At 67.2% G+C, this 16,061-nt stretch carries 14 protein-coding genes; 2 read left to right on the forward strand and 12 right to left on the reverse strand.

The annotated features are described in order from the left end of the window. Positions 1–136 precede the first annotated feature (136 nt). The 9 genes from CEK66_RS15565 to CEK66_RS15605 form a co-directional block, all read right to left on the reverse strand. Positions 137–811, reverse strand: a complete 675-nt coding sequence (locus tag CEK66_RS15565) for a hypothetical protein (RefSeq protein WP_026144025.1) — start codon at positions 809–811, stop codon at positions 137–139. Between the two features lie 69 nt (positions 812–880). Then, complete coding sequence (locus CEK66_RS15570) at positions 881–1,726, reverse strand: hypothetical protein (protein ID WP_152237510.1); 846 nt, start codon at positions 1,724–1,726, stop codon at positions 881–883. Between the two features lie 328 nt (positions 1,727–2,054). Next, a complete protein-coding gene (locus CEK66_RS15575) occupies positions 2,055–2,441 on the reverse strand; it encodes a hypothetical protein (protein WP_017909791.1) in 387 nt (128 codons plus the stop codon). A 70-nt stretch (positions 2,442–2,511) separates the two neighbouring features. Then, a complete protein-coding gene (locus CEK66_RS20675) occupies positions 2,512–3,351 on the reverse strand; it encodes a hypothetical protein (protein ID WP_051067633.1) in 840 nt (279 codons plus the stop codon). A gap of 111 nt (positions 3,352–3,462) precedes the next feature. Continuing rightward, the gene (locus tag CEK66_RS15585; protein ID WP_226978634.1) at positions 3,463–5,271 is read right to left on the reverse strand and encodes a PQQ-binding-like beta-propeller repeat protein; all 1,809 of its coding nucleotides are present in this window, start codon (positions 5,269–5,271) and stop codon (positions 3,463–3,465) included. Next, a complete protein-coding gene (locus CEK66_RS15590; protein WP_226978635.1) occupies positions 5,171–6,049 on the reverse strand; it encodes a hypothetical protein in 879 nt (292 codons plus the stop codon). Before CEK66_RS15590 ends, CEK66_RS15585 begins: the two co-directional genes overlap by 101 nt. Before the next feature lie 49 nt (positions 6,050–6,098). Continuing rightward, complete coding sequence (locus tag CEK66_RS15595; RefSeq protein ID WP_152237511.1) at positions 6,099–6,674, reverse strand: hypothetical protein; 576 nt, start codon at positions 6,672–6,674, stop codon at positions 6,099–6,101. Between the two features lie 74 nt (positions 6,675–6,748). Then, complete coding sequence (locus CEK66_RS15600) at positions 6,749–8,836, reverse strand: peptidase domain-containing ABC transporter (protein ID WP_255424706.1); 2,088 nt, start codon at positions 8,834–8,836, stop codon at positions 6,749–6,751. Positions 8,837–8,937: 101 nt separating this feature from the next. Beyond that, entirely contained in the window at positions 8,938–10,095 is a 1,158-nt protein-coding gene (locus tag CEK66_RS15605; protein ID WP_152237512.1) for an HlyD family efflux transporter periplasmic adaptor subunit, read from the reverse strand. 505 nt (positions 10,096–10,600) lie between these two features. On the opposite strand from CEK66_RS15605, the gene CEK66_RS15610 reads away from it, so the two are divergent. Then, positions 10,601–11,713: an alpha/beta hydrolase gene (locus tag CEK66_RS15610; protein WP_226978637.1), complete on the forward strand. Its 1,113-nt coding sequence runs from the start codon at positions 10,601–10,603 to the stop codon at positions 11,711–11,713. 123 nt (positions 11,714–11,836) lie between these two features. Here the strand turns inward: CEK66_RS15610 and CEK66_RS15615 are convergent, their stop codons facing one another. The 3 genes from CEK66_RS15615 to cysS all read right to left on the reverse strand — a co-directional run bounded on the left by CEK66_RS15615 (position 11,837) and on the right by cysS (position 15,168). Then, complete coding sequence (locus CEK66_RS15615; RefSeq protein WP_043095628.1) at positions 11,837–13,087, reverse strand: MFS transporter; 1,251 nt, start codon at positions 13,085–13,087, stop codon at positions 11,837–11,839. Continuing rightward, entirely contained in the window at positions 13,084–13,524 is a 441-nt protein-coding gene (locus CEK66_RS15620; RefSeq protein ID WP_017912501.1) for a SufE family protein, read from the reverse strand. Before CEK66_RS15620 ends, CEK66_RS15615 begins: the two co-directional genes overlap by 4 nt. Before the next feature lie 228 nt (positions 13,525–13,752). Further along, complete coding sequence (gene cysS / locus CEK66_RS15625; RefSeq protein WP_193312683.1) at positions 13,753–15,168, reverse strand: cysteine--tRNA ligase; 1,416 nt, start codon at positions 15,166–15,168, stop codon at positions 13,753–13,755. A gap of 142 nt (positions 15,169–15,310) precedes the next feature. On the opposite strand from cysS, the gene CEK66_RS15630 reads away from it, so the two are divergent. Beyond that, positions 15,311–15,841: a hypothetical protein gene (locus CEK66_RS15630; protein WP_152237514.1), complete on the forward strand. Its 531-nt coding sequence runs from the start codon at positions 15,311–15,313 to the stop codon at positions 15,839–15,841. The last annotated feature ends 220 nt before the right edge of the window (positions 15,842–16,061 follow it).

Consider the following 16,061-nt stretch of genomic DNA (forward strand, 5'->3'; position numbering starts at 1 on the left):
GCGATGCCGCCTCCCCAAATCGGCCCCGCGGCATCGACGTGATGCTCGGCCATGGGCCGATCCTGCTGCTGGGCCACCTGCGGCTGTGCGGGTGATGCGTCGAGGTGGCTGTCCCTCAGCATGGGCGGCGGCGCCTTCAGCGCACCCCGTTGACCAGAGCGCTTTTCGCGTCCTTGACGAGATCCAGGCCGAGCGGACTGAAGTTGTAAAGGTCCTCCTTGGTGGCTGCGATGTTCAGCCCGACGATGGCCGAGGTGTCCGGATCCACATCCACGGCCAGCGGCATGGCGGCGAACTGCACATAGTCTCGGCTGGCGTTCCATTGCGCATTGCCACCGATCGCCTGGAGGAGGCGATCGATGTGGGTGCCGACCGGCTGGCCGAGCAGGTCGAAGGGCAGGGGAACTTTCAGATCGGCGAAGGCGATTAGGTTGATGACACGGTCATTACGGAAGCGTAAGGCCAGCTGACTGTAGACGAGCGTGCCAACCGGACGCGGATGCCGAGCCAGTTGCGCTTTGAAATCGCGCGGGTACAGGTACATCACGCTGAGCGTGTCCGGATGCTCGGCATCGTCGCGGGTGATGTCAGGCTGGCCGAGTAAGGCCAGGACCTGTTGCTTGTGCATGCCAAGCGCGACCGGGCCGATGTGCGTGCATGGAGCGGGTAGGGTGGACGCATTACTGGAGGCAGCGAAGGCCTGGTGGAGCCCGCGGGTACAGGCAGCGGCGTCGTTGCCGGTGGCGTTGGCCTGTGCGACGGCCATGCCGAATACAAGGATGCCGAACAGCGAAAAGGAGCGGTGTGGCATGGGGCATCTCCGGTGGTGGATCGCGCGTGGGCGAGGCCGGGAGCGCTCCCGGCCCCGCCCAAGGATGAATTAGTGGTTGTTGGGATCCCAGCCTTCGCGGTGCCCGTAGGCGGTGATGAACGCGTTGCGCTGGTCGCTGTTCAACGATGACCACTGATCGGACGGATTCAGGCCCGAATTGGTGGTGATCGTGGTGATCATCTCCGAGGTCGGATTTTCGCTCGGCGGCGACCAGCTGGTGATGAGGTCACTCAGCGTGGCGGTGCCACCGGCGTTGTTGTTGAGGCGGTCCATGTTGGCCGCCGCGGCGTCCAGACCGGCTTGCGGGCTGGAGAAGATCGCAAAGCCGCGGTCGTCGCCGAGCGTGCCGTGATTGTCCGCGAACGTGCCGGAGCGGATGTCGAGCGGGTTGTTGTCGCGGTTGGGATGGGTGCCGGTGACATCATGCGTGGTGCCATCGGCCGCGGTATAGGTCACCGTGGTGCCGCTGGCCGACGCGGACGTCGCGGGCTTGTCGTTGCTGCCGGCACCGTCGCCATCGCTGCCATCACCGTCGCCACCGTCGCCGTCTCCGTCGCCACCATCACCGTCGCCACCGTCGCCTTCACCGCCTTCGCCTCCCTCGCCACCTTCTCCTCCCTCACCGCCTTCGCCTCCTTCACCGCCTTCACCGCCTTCACCGCCCTCGCCACCGCCCTCCGATTCGACCGGTGCGATTTCGTCGCTGATGGCCATCTGGGCCGTCGCAGTCTTGTGCATCGCCATGTGGTGATGGTGATGGGTCTTGGCTTTGGCGTGGTGGGTTTTCTTGTGCGCCTTGGCGTGGTGAATCGAACTGGACAACGGATGCGCGCCGATGGATGTGCGCGTGCCGCCTGCAACCATATCGATTTCGATGATATCGAGCGTTCTCATGTTGATCCTTGAACAGAGGTGCGGGAAAAGCGCCGTTCCCGCTTCGGCTGATCCGTTGCGCGCGGCGTGGCCGACGATCGGATCGGTTCATGCTGCGTGCGGCACGTCCCAGGGCGCGGGCAGGGCGTAGGCCCGGTCTTGCGCGTGGGGAGGCGTTCGAACGCAAGAAACGTGGAGCATGCGGCTGCGCCAGGCGACAAGGACGACGCCGCCATGTCGCACGCTGCGCCGCGCGTGGGCTGCAACACCAGGGCGAACCGCGGGAGCGGGCACCGTGCGGTTCCCCGCACTGCGTCCTGCAGCAATGGCGTCAGCGCCTATCCGGCGGCTACATCTGCTGGGTGGTCGTCGCCCCCTCGCTGGAGCACACCAAGGCCAGCTCCAGGCGGCGGACCGTCCAATGCGACGGGGTATCCATCGTCCCGGTCGCATGGACGTGATAGGACGGGCAGTCGGCATCCTCCTCCGGGTTGTTCTTGATGTCGCAGTTGCCTTCGATCAGGAAGGCGTTGCTCCCTTCGGCGCCGGTGCGAACAAATTTCAGCGCAGGACAGTCCGCGAACAGCCTCGACAGGACGATGTCGTTCTTCAGCACATAGGCGATCGCCTGTTCTCCGCCTGCGTGAGACGAGGCTTGCTTCGCCTGCGACGATCCTTGCACGGCGACGGCGAGCGCCAGGGTCATGCAGATGCGCGGTAACCAGAAAGACTTCATACGCAGAGCTCCGATGGGCGATTGTCTCCCGGGCTGGCGTGCGCCGGCCCGGGAGAGGGTGGGGTGCGTGTTACTTGAAGACGCTGATGTGGACGTGGGTGGTGTCGCCGGTCTCGCGGCTGGCGGCGGTCCAGTCCGCGGTGGGACTGGAGCGGATGAAATTGCCCGCAGGGCCTTCCACGTAGCTCACGTTGGGATTGGCCATCGCCGCATTCTCCAGCGCCTGGGCGTTCTGGAGGCCTTCGCCGCTCGTCCCGACATGGACGTCGTTGATGATGTTGATGTCGACGGCGTTGCCCGTGTAGTGGGCGGAATTGGGGTTGTGGCTGCCGTTGGTCGTGGCCGAGATATCGATGCTGTCGACGCTCTGGTCGCCGTCGAGCACCGAGCCCAGGGTCGAGGCCATTTTGGAGGTGACCGGGTTGTTGCTGCTCGAGCCGTCCTGGGTGTTCTGGTAAGTGATCGAGACCGTCCTGCCATCGGACGTCGTATGGCTGCTGCCTATGCTGGTATCGGCCGGGCCGTTGCCGTCGGCATCGTCGCCGTCGTCGTAACCGCCGCTGCCATCGCCTTCGCCGCCTTCGCCTCCCTCACCACCTTCACCGCCTTCACCGCCTTCGCCTCCCTCGCCACCTTCACCTCCCTCGCCACCTTCACCGCCTTCCCCTCCCTCTCCGCCTTCGCCGCCCTCACCGCCTTCACCGATCGGTTCGACCTCTTCCATCCGTGCCATCTGCATGGTCGCGGACTTGTGCATCGCGGCGTGGTGGTGATGGATCCTGGCCTTGGCGTGGTGGGTCTTGTTGTGCGCCTTGGCATGGTGGATCGAACTGGACAGCGGGTGTGCGCCGATCGATGTGCGCGTCCCGCCTGCGACCAGGTCGATTTCGATGATATCGAGTGTTCTCATGGTGATCCTCGAACAGGTATGCGGGGAAGAGGCCGTCCTCGCTTCGGCTGATCCGCGTACGCGACGAAGGCGCCGCATGCGTGGACCGATCCCGTTCACGCGTGCCGCACGTCAGGATGCGGCGAGGGCGGGGCACGCGGACTGCGCGTGCACGTCGCTCAGGCGCTCAAAGGCATAGAGATGGTTCATGTAGGTGGACACGTAGATGCGCCGTTCGTCAGGCGAGATCGCGACACCGTTGGTCACTGCGTCTGGCAACTGCAGCACGCCCACGGTTTCGAGCGTGTCGATGTCGATCTCGACGACGCGGCCGCCGTTGCTGCCGACGATCACCCGGTTGCCGATCCGCTTGGGCGAGGCGTACACGCGCGAGCGCAGGTTGATCTTCTTGATCAGTTGCATCGTGTCGATGTTGATCACGTACAGATGGCGGTCGCCCGAGCCACAGAACAGCTTGTTGCCGGCGAACAGCGGCGTGGTGTAGCAGATTTCGTCTGTCTGCCACTCGCCACGCTTTTCGCCGGTGGCGACATCCAGCACGTAGATGGACTTGTCGAACGAGGCGAAGGCGGTCAGCCCGCGACGTTCGTCCACCGCCGGCGCGTACTTCACCGAGCGCCGCGTCTTGAAGCGCCAGGCGATGCGTCCTGTCCTGGCGTCGAGCGCGAGCGTCTCATGGTCCGCGCTGCCCCAGATCACCAGGTCGCCGCCTTCCCAGTAACCGGGCGATCCGTGCTGCAGCTTCTGCACCTGGTGCTCCCAGATCTTTTCGCCGGTGTCCATCGCATAGGCGGCGAGGCTGCCCTGCGCCCATGGGCGGACATATTCGATGCCCACGTACATCAGCTTGTGGCGCGGCACCAGCAGCGGCGAAGCCCCGACCCAGTCGCCGTCCGGATGTGTCCAGATCTCCTCGCCGCTGGCCGCATTGAGGCAGTAGACGGTGCCGTTGTACGCGCCGAAGTACAGGCGTCCGTCATGGTAGGCGGGGCAAGACCAGATGCCCTTCTTGGTGTACGCCGCACCGGTCACCGGGTATTCCCAGACCAACCCGCCGGTCTCGGCGGAGAACGCCTGCATCTTGGCGGCGTCGCAGCCGCGGTAGATCATGTCGCCGACCAGCAGCGGCGCGGACTTGGGGACCACGTGGAAGGCGAAGCCTCCCGGCGTCGCCGTCCGCCACAGTTCGCGATACGCCTGGGTGGGCGGCGGCGCGCTTTGTTCCGGCGGCAGGTCGAAATCCTTGAGCGTGAACAGTGTTTGCACCGAGATCGCGTGCGTCTTGCGCCACTGCATGCCGGCCTTGGACAGGAAATCGACCACCACGAACACCTCGTCGAGCGCGTGTCCGGCCGCCGCAATCACCGCACGCGCCTTCTCAGCGCTGTTGCCGGAATTGAGCGAGTCGTCGACCAGCACGATGGGCAGGTCGAGCACATCGCCCTCGATGGCGTTGCCCATCCCTGTGGTCTTGCGATCCTTGCGAATGATGAAGCCGTTGACCGGGCCGCGTTCTTTGGGGGCGGTCAACAGCAGCGCGGTGAGCAGCGGGATTGCCGCGGTTTCCAGGCCGCCGAGCTGGAAGGGTGGGCGCGCGGCGTTGCGCTCCCAGAACGCTGCGGCGATCTGCTCAAGCGCAGCGCGTCGCATGAACACCCGGCGCAGATCGAACAGCCAGAGGTAGGAGCCACCCTTCTTGGTGATGAGGGGGATGTTCTCGGCGCTGGTGTGCAGGCCGACGGTCTGGATCAGGTCCCGAAGCGATTGCATGGTCATCGTGCAGCCCTGCTGGGAATGGGAGGATGTGGGTGATGGCGGATCAGGGAGACGCCGGAGCCTCGACCGAGCCGAGATAGCGCTCCACGGCCGGTCCCCAGATCGTGGAACCTCCGTGGCCGAAGAACAGGTGGTGACCGTCATCGCCGAAGGCGGCCGGCGTCACCAGGACGGCATGGCCGCCTGCCTCGGTGAAGGCGCGATGCAGCGACGCGGCGAGTTCAGGCCCGAAGAAGCTGTCGTTGGCCGTGTAGATCCACAACATCGGCGTGGTGGCCTGTTGGCCGAACGTGGTGGCTGCCGCGATCAGCCTGTCAGGATGGCAGTTGCTGTTGGGCCGGTCGTGGAAGTGGCCGCCGCGCCCGCCGGCCATGTTGACGAATGCGCCGACGTTGGGATGCGGCAGGGTCTCGTACGCCAACGTGCCCCAGCCGCCCGCCGACTGGCCGACCACGACGGCGCCGGTCGGGCTGTAGTCGGGCAGCGCGGTCAGGACGTCCACGATGCGTTTGAGCTGGCGTGCGGTTTCCAAGCCGGCCTTGACGTAGTCGGCGCGGTCGCAGCCGTCATAGCCCTCGCTCCAGGGACCGCCGGTGGCGCCGTAGCCGAGGCGCAGGACCAATGCCACGGCGTAGTGGCGTCGCAGGAACCAGCGCGCCGATTCGCCATCGCAGGTTTCCAGCGTCATGCCGGGTCGATCGGATGCCTTGGCCGGTGAGCCGTGTGCGATGACCACGACGCGCGGGCGGCGGACACCGACAGGGCGGCACAGCCGTCCCTGCAAGGTCCAGGGATGTCCGTCCGGATCGGCGATGGGGATCTGCAACGGTTCACCAAGATCGGCACGCGTGCCGCCCAAACCGCTCGCCGAGGCGATGCAGGGCGCCATGGCGCATGACAGCAGTGCGGTCGTGGTCAACATGCAGCGCAGGCAGGCAGACGACATGGTGGATGTTCCCGGTGGGTCGGTATCAGCGCCGGACACGCCGCATATGGAAGGTAATGGTCGAGCACAGCGTCGGGCACTCCCGCGCCGGGGCACGCGAGGCACGGGTGACGGCGCCGTCGAACAACACCAGCCGACCAGGGCGCGGGCGGATCGAGATGCACTCGCGCGCAGTGTCGTAGAACACGGTTTCACCCGCCCAGTCGTCTTTCCATTCGGCGCTGGCATAGAGCAAGGCGACACGCTCCTGATCCGACGGCTTGGCGTAGTGATGCGCCACGCCGTCCTGTCCATGCGTGTGGCCGGTCACGTAGGCGCGGACCAGGCCGTAGTCCTGCGCGAGGTTGTCCTTGATCTGCGTCCAGACCTCGTGGAGCGCCTCCATGCCCGGGGTCGCCGCGAGGACGTCGTCGTGGATGGCGCGCTCGTGCGCCTTGCGGCTGCCGCACAGATGGATATGCCAGGACGGCGCGGCGTCGCCGAGCAATCCTGGATAGATGCCGTAGGACCAGCCGCCGCGACCGCGCAGCAGTTCCGGCAGATGCTGGACTTCGACGAAATTGTTGACGACTTGCAGGGACGACGCTTCCGGCGCTGACACGATGGCGACCTCACGTTGGCGATACGGGATGGGACGATGTGGCACGGCGAACTGGCCGCCGTGCCGGCGGCAAGCTAGGAGGTGACGGGCGCGCGTGGCGCATGCGCCGCAGGCTGGCGTGTGCGGACTGCTCCTTCGTGCAATTCGATGACGCGATCGGCGTGCGCGATCGTTTCGGGGCGGTGCGCGATGACGATGCGGGTGATGTTCAGGGCCTTGATCGCCTGGTTGAGCTGGCGTTCCAGCGCCAGATCCAGATGGCTGGTCGCCTCGTCCAGCACCAGGATGTGCGGGCGCCGGTACAGCGCGCGCGCCAGGAACAGGCGTTGTTGCTGGCCGCCGGAGAGCGAGGATCCCATGTCGCCGACCAGGCTGTGGTAGCCCATCGGCATGGCCATGATGTCCTCGTGTATGCCGGCCAGGCAGGCGGCCTCCTCGATGTCCTGCGGCGTGGCGAGTACGTCGAACATGCTGATGTTCTCGGCGATCGAACCGGTGAACAGATGGTCGTCCTGCATCACGCTGCCGGTGATCGCGCGGTAGCGGGACTTGCCGAGCCGGCGCAGATCGAGGCCACCGATCTCGATCGCGCCCTGTTGCGGATCGAGCAGGCCGAGCAGTACTCTCACCAGGGTGCTCTTGCCGCACCCGGATGGGCCGACGATGGCGACCGATTCGCCTGCCTGCACCGCAAAACTGCACTCGCGCAGGATCCAGGGCTCGCCTTCGGCATAGCGGAAGCTGACCTTGTTGAAGGCGATGCTGGGCTGCGGCAGCGGACCCGCGTGCTCGCTGGTGGCGTGGGCCTCGGGTGGCGTCAGTACGATGTCGGCCAGTCTTTCGGCCTGCAGACGCAGCATGCGCAGTTCGATCGCATAGTCGACCAGGCTGGCGACGCGGCTGCTGAACTGGTCTCCGTAGGCCACGAAGGCGGTCAACATGCCGACGGTGAACTGGCCTTTCAATCCCAGCCAAGCACCCAGCCAGAGCACGCCCAGGCGCTGCGCGCCTGCCGCCAGGTTCTGCAATGCGGTGAACAGCATGTCCAGGCGTTGCACGGCGATGGACGTGTTCAGCGTGTCGGTCGCAGCGTTGAGGTAGCGCGCGGTCTGCTCGGCCTCCTGGTTGTTCAGGCGGATCGTCTGCACGCCGCGGACCGCCTCCAGGAATCGGCTGTGCTGCTTGGCGGTGACGGTGATCTGGCTGAGGTTGGCCTCGCGGTAGACGCGGAAGTACAGCAGCCGAAGTGCCGCATACACGGCGACCGCACCGAGGACGATGGCCGACAGCAATGGGCTGTAGACGAACAGCACGACCAGGGTGACGCTGGCGAGCAGCCCGTCGAGCAGGATCTCGACGAAGCGGGTGGTGAGCGTCTGCTGGATCGTGTCGATCGCACCGAAGCGGGACACGATGTCGCCGAGATGGCGCGTGCCGAAGTAGGACTGCGGCAGACGCAACAGATGCTGGAACACATTACCGGTCCAGCCGAGGTTGAAGTGCGTGCTGAGCCACATCACGGTCCAGCTGCGCAAGGCCGAGACGAGTGTTTCGAGCACGATCAGCAGTGCGAAGCTCAGGCCGAGGAACGTGAGCAGGTCGTGGTCGCCATCGGCGATCACCTGATCCACCACAAGTTGCATGAACAAGGGCGCCAGGAGCGCGAAGACTTCCAGGACCAGGGCCAGCCCGAAGATCTGCGCCAGTCCGCGGCCCAGGCCCTGCACCGAGCCGGCGAGCGCGCGCAGCGACACCGGCGGCGTCTCGCGCTGGCGCTGAAAGGTCGGCCCTCTGGAAAACTCGATTGCCACGCCGGTGAAGTGCCTGCCGACGTCGCTCATGCTCAAGTTGCGCACGCCGACCGCGGGGTCGTGTACGACGATCCCGTGCTTGCCGACGCTGCGCAGCACCACGAAGTGATCCATGTCCCAGTGCAGCACGCAGGGCGTCTGTAACTGACCGAGCTCTTCCAGGTCCAGCCGAAGTGGCCGGCATTGCAGCCCAAGCGCATGCGCGATCTCGATCAGGCGTCGCGCGGTCATGCCCTTCAGCGACAGACTGAAGCGGCGTCGCAGCGCGGGCAGATCGGTATGGTGTCCGTGATAGCCGGCGATCATCGCGATGCAGGCCAGGCCGCACTCTGCGGCTTCGGCCTGCAGCACGTTTGGCAGGACGCGCGTACGCCAGAAGCGCAGTTTCGCGGCGCGCGCGTCCTGCGCGCTCGCAGTCTGTGCCGTCGTGCCGTGATGCGTGGGGGCCGCGTTCACGCGCCACTGCTCCAGCGATGGCCCATGCCGTACAGCGGCTCGAAGATCCATTCGACGATCCGGCGCCGGTCCAGCAACATGTCCGCGTCCAGCGCCATGCCCGGGCGCAAGGGTTCCTTGCGTCCATATGCTTCGACGTTCTGATCCGCCAGATCCACGCGGGCCAGGTACAGGGGGTCGGAGGAGGGCGGATTGCCGCCGCCGAGCAGCAAGGTGACTTCGCCCGGCGTCAGTGCGCTGCGCGAGACGCTGCGCACCACGCCGTGGTGCAGGCCGAATTTCTGGTAAGGGAATGCCTGGTAATGCAGGGTGACCTGGATGCCCGGATGGACGAAGCCGACCGCCTGGCTGGGAACCAGGATCTGCGCCTGCAGGGTCGAGCCGTCCGGGACGATGGCGAGCAGCGGTTGGCCAAGTGCGACCGAAGCGCCGGGTTTGACCAGCAAGGTGGAGACGGTGCCGCTGGCCGGCGCACGCAGTTCGCTGGCGCGTGCCGCTTCGTTCTGCGCAAGGGTCTGTTCGACCTGCGCGAGTTGCCGGCGCAGGTCGTTGAGCTTGGCGGACACGGCCAGTGGCAGTTGGGTCAGTTGATCGTTGAGGACGCTCAGTTGCTGCTGCGTACTGGCGCGTTGCTGCTGCAACGACCTCAGCTGCGACTCGTCGGCGAGCAACGCCGATTGCTCCTGCTCGACCTGCAGCGCCGGGATGTAGCCACCGGCGACCAGGCCCGACCACTTGTCCACCAGCTCCTGCACCAACTGCATCTGTTTTTTCTCGATGGCGATCTGCGCATCGATTTGAACCAGTTGCTCCTTCAGCGCGGATTGCTGCGTGCGGTTGTCCTCTGCCTGCTTGTCCTGCAACTGCAGGGTATCGCCGATGTCCTGGCGCAGGCTGCCGGCCTGGCGTTGCAACTGCGCGCTGACGCTGGCCGCCGTGTTGCCGAGTGCCTTGCTGGTGTGCTCGCCCGACAGCGAGACCAGGACCTGTCCGCTCGCGACCCGATCGCCTTCGGCGACGCCGACGTGATCGATCACGCCGAGCGTATTGGCGGTCAGGCTGATCAAGCCCGCGCGCGGAACCAGGAGTCCGGTGACATGGACGCGCTGGGTGTAATGGCCAAAGAACAGCCACAGCACAATGGCGGCGGCCATGCCGAGGGCGACGAAGGTCCAGGCCCGGGTCGAAAGCGGCGTTGCCAGTCGTACCGTCCCCAGCCATGCCTGGCTCCGGGCGTCCACTGCCGCGTCACGAAAAAGCGAATGTTCCATTCGGCTGATTCCATCCGTGTTTCATATGGGAGCCGCGCGTTTCGAGGCGCGTCCATTTTCTAGAAGCGGGCTGAAACTTAATTCGGAGGAGATAATTTCGGGGCCTTCTTTCGCCTTCCTTTCTGTGTTTGCTGGCTTTCCATCTTGTCTACAAAATGCGTTTTACCGGTACTGGTTGGTGAAAAAATACGCCATGAAATTCAGTCGCTTGTCATCGGAATTTCAGTGCTGCGCGTGGCTTTGGAAAGGCTTTAAATGCGCCTGTCATGACGGTGTCGCATAATGGCGACTGTGGTACATCGCCATGTCGACGCCGACAATCAATGTCACTGCTTGAAAATTATTTCCATTATGTATCCTCGCTCAGTTCGATAACGGAGCGTCGCGCTTGAACGGTCATTCCGACGTGGCCGGATCGGGTGCGCGCAAACCCCGTCGTCGCTGGCGCTGGCCGATCCTGATCGCCCTGTCATTGCTCGCGGTCATTGCGCTGGGTCCACGGGTCAGCGTGGCCCTGCCGCAGGTGGCGGCGCCGGCGGTGCCGCAGGATCCGCTGGCGCTGCAGGCCTGGATCGATGCGCGCGAACGTGCCACGCCGGGGCTGCGCCCGGACAACCAGGCGCGGATCGTCTGGGCCGATCCGGCGCATCCCGGGCGACGCGCGTGCGCCATGGTCTATCTGCATGGCTTCACCGCCAGCCAGGGCGAGGGCGCGCCCACCCACGTGCGGCTGGCGCGCAGCTTCGGCTGCAATCTGTATCTGCCGCGCCTGCCCGGGCACGGCCTGGTCGCGGCCGATGCGCTGCGCGGCGTCGATGCCGGGCGCCTGCTCGCGGGTGCGGCCGAGGCGCTGGCGGTGACCCGGGTGCTGGGCGACCGGGTGGTGGTGATCGGCAATTCGATGGGCGGTGCGCTGGCGACGCAGGCGGTGGCGGCGAATCCGCGCCAGGTGCAGGCGCTGGTGCTGTGGTCGCCGCTGGTGCGCGAATACGGCGATCAGCTGCAGCCGATGTTGTGGCCGTGGGGCGCGCAGTTGCTGGCGTGGACGCACAACGGTGGCGATCCGATCCTCCGCTATCCGGTCGACAGTGCCTACTGGGCCGACGCCACGCACCTGGACGGCTACCGCGCGCTGGCGGCGCTGACCCGCGGCGGCATGCGGCCGGCGACCTATGCGCGCATCCATGTGCCGGTGTTCCTCGGCTACTACTACCGCGACCCGCAGCACCAGGACCGCACGGTGTCGGTGGCGGCGCTGCAGGCGATGTTCAAGCAGTTGGGAACGCCACCGGCCTTGCGTCAGGCAGTGGACTTTCCTGGGGCGGACAATCACGTGCTGGCCTCGCCGATCCGCTCGCACGCCGTGCCGGCGGTGTTCGCCGCCACCTGCCGGTTCCTGGCGGGGCAGGGCGGCCTGGTGCAGCCGGCCGGCGTGCCGGATTGCGCGCATGCCTGGGCCGACGACGAGGCGCAGGTGCGCGCGGTGGCGGCCGCGCGCTGAGCGCGGTCGTTGTGGCGAATGGAAGGATGACTGGCGCGGTGCGCACGCGCCGGCGCCAGGGTGCGTGATGCACGACCGGGCCGGGCTGTCTCGCGTCCGACCCGCACTCGCCATCAGTCACCCCTACTGCAGGTCGCGCAGATCCAGATTGCGCAGCTTGGGCGCTTTCCAGCTGGTGACGCCGACCACGCCCAAGGTCACGCAGCCGCCAAGTACCACGGCGGGCACCAACCCGATCAGCCGCGCCATGACACCGTCGTAGAACGCACCCAGTTCGTTCGACGAACCGATGAAGATGCCGTTGATCGAGGACACGCGTCCGCGCATCGCGTCTGGTGTCGCCAGTTGCAGGATGGTCGAACGCACGATCACCGAGACGCCGTCGCACATGCCATAGGCGAGCAGGATCGCCGCCGACAGCCAGAAGTGCCGCGACAACCCGAAGGCGATGGTGCACAGGCCGAAACCGGCCACTGCCAGCAGCAGCACGCGTCCGGCATTGCGCTGCAGCGGGTGCCGTGCCAGCCACACGCCGACCAGGATCGAACCCAGCGCCGGCGCCCCGCGCAGGATGCCCAGGCCCTCGGGACCGTAGTGCAGGATGTCGTGGATGAAGGCCGGCAGCATCGACACCGCGCCGCCCAGCAGCACCGAGAACATGTCCAGGGCCATCGCGCCGAGCATGATCTGGTTGGAGAACACGAACTGCGCGCCTTCGGCGATGCTGCGGAAGATCGGTGCGCGCGGGCCTTCGTGGACCGGCTCGGACACGCGCAGCAGCCACAGCGCCAACAGCGCCGCGCTCGAGGCGCCGATGGCGGTGCCGTAGGCCAGGCTCTTGCCGCCCCAGCCGACCAGCAGACCGCCCAGCGCCGGGCCGATCACCATGCCGGCCTGGAACGCGACGCTGCCGACGCTGGCGCCGCGCGCATAGGCCTCGCGCGGCAGGACGCGGGCGAACAGCGCGTTGTACACCGGCGACAGAAACGCACGCGCGGCGCCGGTCAGGGCGATCGCCGCGTAGATCGGCCACACGCCCTGCGCCGCCAGCCAGCCGCGGCTCACCGCCAGCAGGACCGCGGCGGTGGCGACCAGGCCGACGCTGGCGAGCATGCCCAGGTAGCGGCGCGGCAGGTGGTCGACCAGGTAGCCGGCGAACGGGGCGATGCAGAAGAACGGCAGGATCTCGGCCAGCCCGATCAGGCCCAGCGAGAACGGATCGCGGGTGATCTCGTAGATATGCCAGCCGACCGTGACCGCGACGACCTGGTAGGACAGCATCGCCAGGATGCGGTAGGCCAGCACCAGGGCGAAGCCGGGGTGCGCCAGCAGCGTGCGCAAGGTCTGCGGTGGGGTGGGCAGCGGCGCGCTCATGCCTGCTGGGCGCGCGCGGTGTCCTGGATGAAGGCCAGCAGCGCGGCCAGGCCGTTGCTGCGGGTCGGTGACAGATGCTTGCCCAGGCCGATGGCGGCGACGAAGTCCGGCGCGGTGGCGAGGATGTCCGCGGCGCTGCGCCCGGAATAGACCCGCAGCGCCAGATAGATCAGCCCGGAGACGATCGCCGAGTCGCTGATCGCATGGAACACCAGGCGTTCGGCATTGCCCTCGGGCACGATCCACACCATCGACTGGCAGCCGTGCAGACGGTGCTCCTCGGTCTTCCAGTGCTCGGGGAAGGCGGGCAGCTTGCGGCCCAGGTCGATCAGGTACTGATAGCGCTCGGACCAGTCGCCGAAGAAGCCGAACTCCTCGGCGATGGCGGCCTGGGCGTCGGCGGGCGTGGGTTCGAGCGGAAAGTCGGTGTCGGTCATAGCAGTCCAAGATCAAGCGATGTAAAGCCCCTCTCCCTCCGGGAGAGGGGTTGGGGTGAGGGTGCGGGCGAAGCTTCGCGAACTGTCGAGGCCATTCGCTCGGCCTCATCTCTCTAGGCTTCGCCCGTACCCTCATCCGCCCCTTCGGGGCACCTTCCCCCCAAAAGGGGGCCGTGGTCCCGAAGGGAGAAGGGAAAAGCCGTGCGTCCTCTTTCTACGAGGGCTCGATCACCCACGCTTCCAGCGTACGCCCTGCGGCGTGTCCTCCAGGACAATGCCGGCGTCGGCCAGTTCCTGGCGGATGGCGTCGGCGCGGGCGAAGTCGCGGGCCTGCTTGGCGTCGCTGCGGGCGTCGATCAGCGCCTGGATGCGGGCGTCGTCGTCGCTGCCGGCACCCTGGAACCAGACTTGGGGATCCTGCTGCAGCAGGCCCAGGGCCAGGCCGGCGCCGAGCAGGCGGCCCTTGGCCTCGCGCAGCGTGTCCGCACATTGCGTGGCGTCGGCGGGGTCGGGGCCGCCGGCCGGCGCCGCCTCGCGCAGTGCCTGTCGCGCCTGGGTCGCCAGGCTCGACAGCACCGACAGCGCCAGCGGCGTATTGAGGTCGTCGTCGAGGGCCTCTTCGATCTCGGCCGGAATGACGGCTTCGGCGTCGATGGCCTGCAGATCGCGCAGCGTTCCATACAGGCCGTCGAGCCGGGCCACCTGGGCCTGGATCAGGGCGTCGGACCAGTCCAGCGGCTGCCGATAGTGGGCACTGAGCAGTGCGCAGCGCAGCGCCTCGGGCGGGTGGCGCTCGATCAGGTCGTGCACGGTCTCGATGTTGCCAAGCGACTTGCTCATCTTGGCGCCGCTGAAGGTCAGCATGCCGTTGTGCAGCCACACGCGGGCGAAGGTGGCGCCGCCGTGGGCGCATTCGCTCTGCGCGATCTCGTTCTCGTGGTGCGGGAACTGCAGGTCGACGCCGCCGGCATGGATGTCGATGGTCTCGCCCAGGTGCGCGGCAGCCATCGCCGAGCACTCGATGTGCCAGCCGGGGCGGCCGCGGCCCCATGGCGAGTCCCAGCCCGGCAGGTCGTCGCTGGACGGCTTCCACAGCACGAAGTCGCCCGGATCGCGCTTGTACGGGGCGACCTCGACGCGGGCGCCGGCCAGCATCTCCTCCGGGTCGCGCCGCGACAGCTTGCCGTAATCGGCGAAGCTGGCCACCGCGAACAGCACGTGGCCCTCGGCGGCATAGGCGTGGCCGCCGGCGATCAGCCGCTCGATCATCGCCACGATGTGCGGGATGTGCGCGGTGGCCGCCGGCTCGATGTCCGGCGGGGTCACGCCCAGCGCGGCCATGTCCTGGCGGTAGATGGCCGCGAAGCGGTCGGTGATGGCCGAGATCGGCACGCCCTGCGCCTGCGCGGCGGCGTTGATCTTGTCGTCCACGTCGGTGATGTTGCGGGCGTAGCGCAGTTTGCCGTAGCGGCGCCGCAGCAGTGCCGCCAGCACGTCGAACACCACCGGGCCGCGGGCGTTGCCGATGTGCGCGTAGTTGTAGACGGTGGGGCCGCAGACGTAGAGCGTCGGGCCGGCCACCGGATCGAGCGGTTCGAAGGCATCGACCCGGCGGGTCAGGTTGTTGTGCAGGCGCAGGCTCATCGGCATCGGCGGTGGGGAAACCGTCCGATTCTACCGGCAGCCGTCGCCAGGCGGGCGCGCGTCGCGCCTGTCGGCTCGCGTTCAGCCCGACGCAAGCCGCCATGCCTACACTCATTGGTCTGCCCTTGCGAAGCTGCTGCCGATGCGCCCGAACCCGTTGTTGCCGCTGGTCGGCCTCCTTGCCTGCGCCGCCGCGCCGGCCTGGGCGCAGGACTCCGAGGCGCGCAATCGGGTGGTGGTGATCGAGAACGTCAAGCTGGACTACGCCCAGGTGCTGAACGTGGAGCCGGTCTACCAGACCCTACGCGCCACCCGCACCGAGCAGCAGTGCGACCCGGCCCCCGCGCCGGCCCCGGCGGCGCCGGCACCCAAGCCGGCCGAGGACGACAGCCGCTTGAACCGGCTGATGGATTCGGTGAAGGACATCTTCAGCCGCCGCCACGAGGAGCCGGCCCCGGCCGCTGCGCCGGCCACGGCGCCGCAGGGCGGACGCAACTGCCGGATGGTCGAGGTCGGCCGCGAGTTCCGCCGGCCCATCGCCTACGACGTGGACTATGTCTACAAGGGCACCAAGTACCGCTCGCGGCTGCCCGAGGATCCGGGCAACCGCCTGCGTATCCGCGTCTCGGTGGCGCCGTACGTGCCCGACGCGGTGGTGGTGCCCCCGCGCTGAGCGCCGCGCGCGCTTGCGCCTGTGGCGTGCGCGTGCGAGGATGCGCGCCGATGAAAGCGAACCTGCCCCAGCACGATCTCAGCGCCGCACGCATGGCCTCGGGCATGACGTCGCGCGCGCGTCGACCGGAATCCCACATTCTCGCTGGGTAACCGGAGCGTCGTGCCGTTCGTTCTGAAAACCCAGCCCGAGGCTGGGTTTTTTCGTTTTCATCGGCCGG

This window comes from Xanthomonas sp. LMG 12460 (assembly GCF_009192895.1).
GTDB classification, from domain to species: Bacteria; Pseudomonadota; Gammaproteobacteria; order Xanthomonadales; family Xanthomonadaceae; genus Xanthomonas_A; species Xanthomonas_A sontii.

Excerpts from the sequence above, each read along its gene's own strand:
- CEK66_RS15590 (WP_226978635.1), bottom strand. The coding sequence starts at position 6,049 with ATGTTGACCACGACCGCACTGCTGTCATGCGCCATGGCGCCCTGCATC.
- CEK66_RS15585 (WP_226978634.1), bottom strand. The coding sequence starts at position 5,271 with ATGACGGTCACCACCTGTTCTTCGGCCACGGAGGTTCCACGATCTGGG.
- CEK66_RS15575 (WP_017909791.1), bottom strand. The coding sequence starts at position 2,441 with ATGAAGTCTTTCTGGTTACCGCGCATCTGCATGACCCTGGCGCTCGCC.
- CEK66_RS15565 (WP_026144025.1), bottom strand. The coding sequence starts at position 811 with ATGCCACACCGCTCCTTTTCGCTGTTCGGCATCCTTGTATTCGGCATG.
- CEK66_RS15620 (WP_017912501.1), bottom strand. The coding sequence starts at position 13,524 with ATGACCGACACCGACTTTCCGCTCGAACCCACGCCCGCCGACGCCCAG.
- CEK66_RS15570 (WP_152237510.1), bottom strand. The coding sequence starts at position 1,726 with ATGAGAACGCTCGATATCATCGAAATCGATATGGTTGCAGGCGGCACG.
- CEK66_RS15605 (WP_152237512.1), bottom strand. The coding sequence starts at position 10,095 with ATGGCCGCCGCCATTGTGCTGTGGCTGTTCTTTGGCCATTACACCCAG.
- cysS (WP_193312683.1), bottom strand. The coding sequence starts at position 15,168 with ATGAGCCTGCGCCTGCACAACAACCTGACCCGCCGGGTCGATGCCTTC.
- CEK66_RS20675 (WP_051067633.1), bottom strand. The coding sequence starts at position 3,351 with ATGAGAACACTCGATATCATCGAAATCGACCTGGTCGCAGGCGGGACG.
- CEK66_RS15630 (WP_152237514.1), top strand. The coding sequence starts at position 15,311 with ATGCGCCCGAACCCGTTGTTGCCGCTGGTCGGCCTCCTTGCCTGCGCC.
- CEK66_RS15615 (WP_043095628.1), bottom strand. The coding sequence starts at position 13,087 with ATGAGCGCGCCGCTGCCCACCCCACCGCAGACCTTGCGCACGCTGCTG.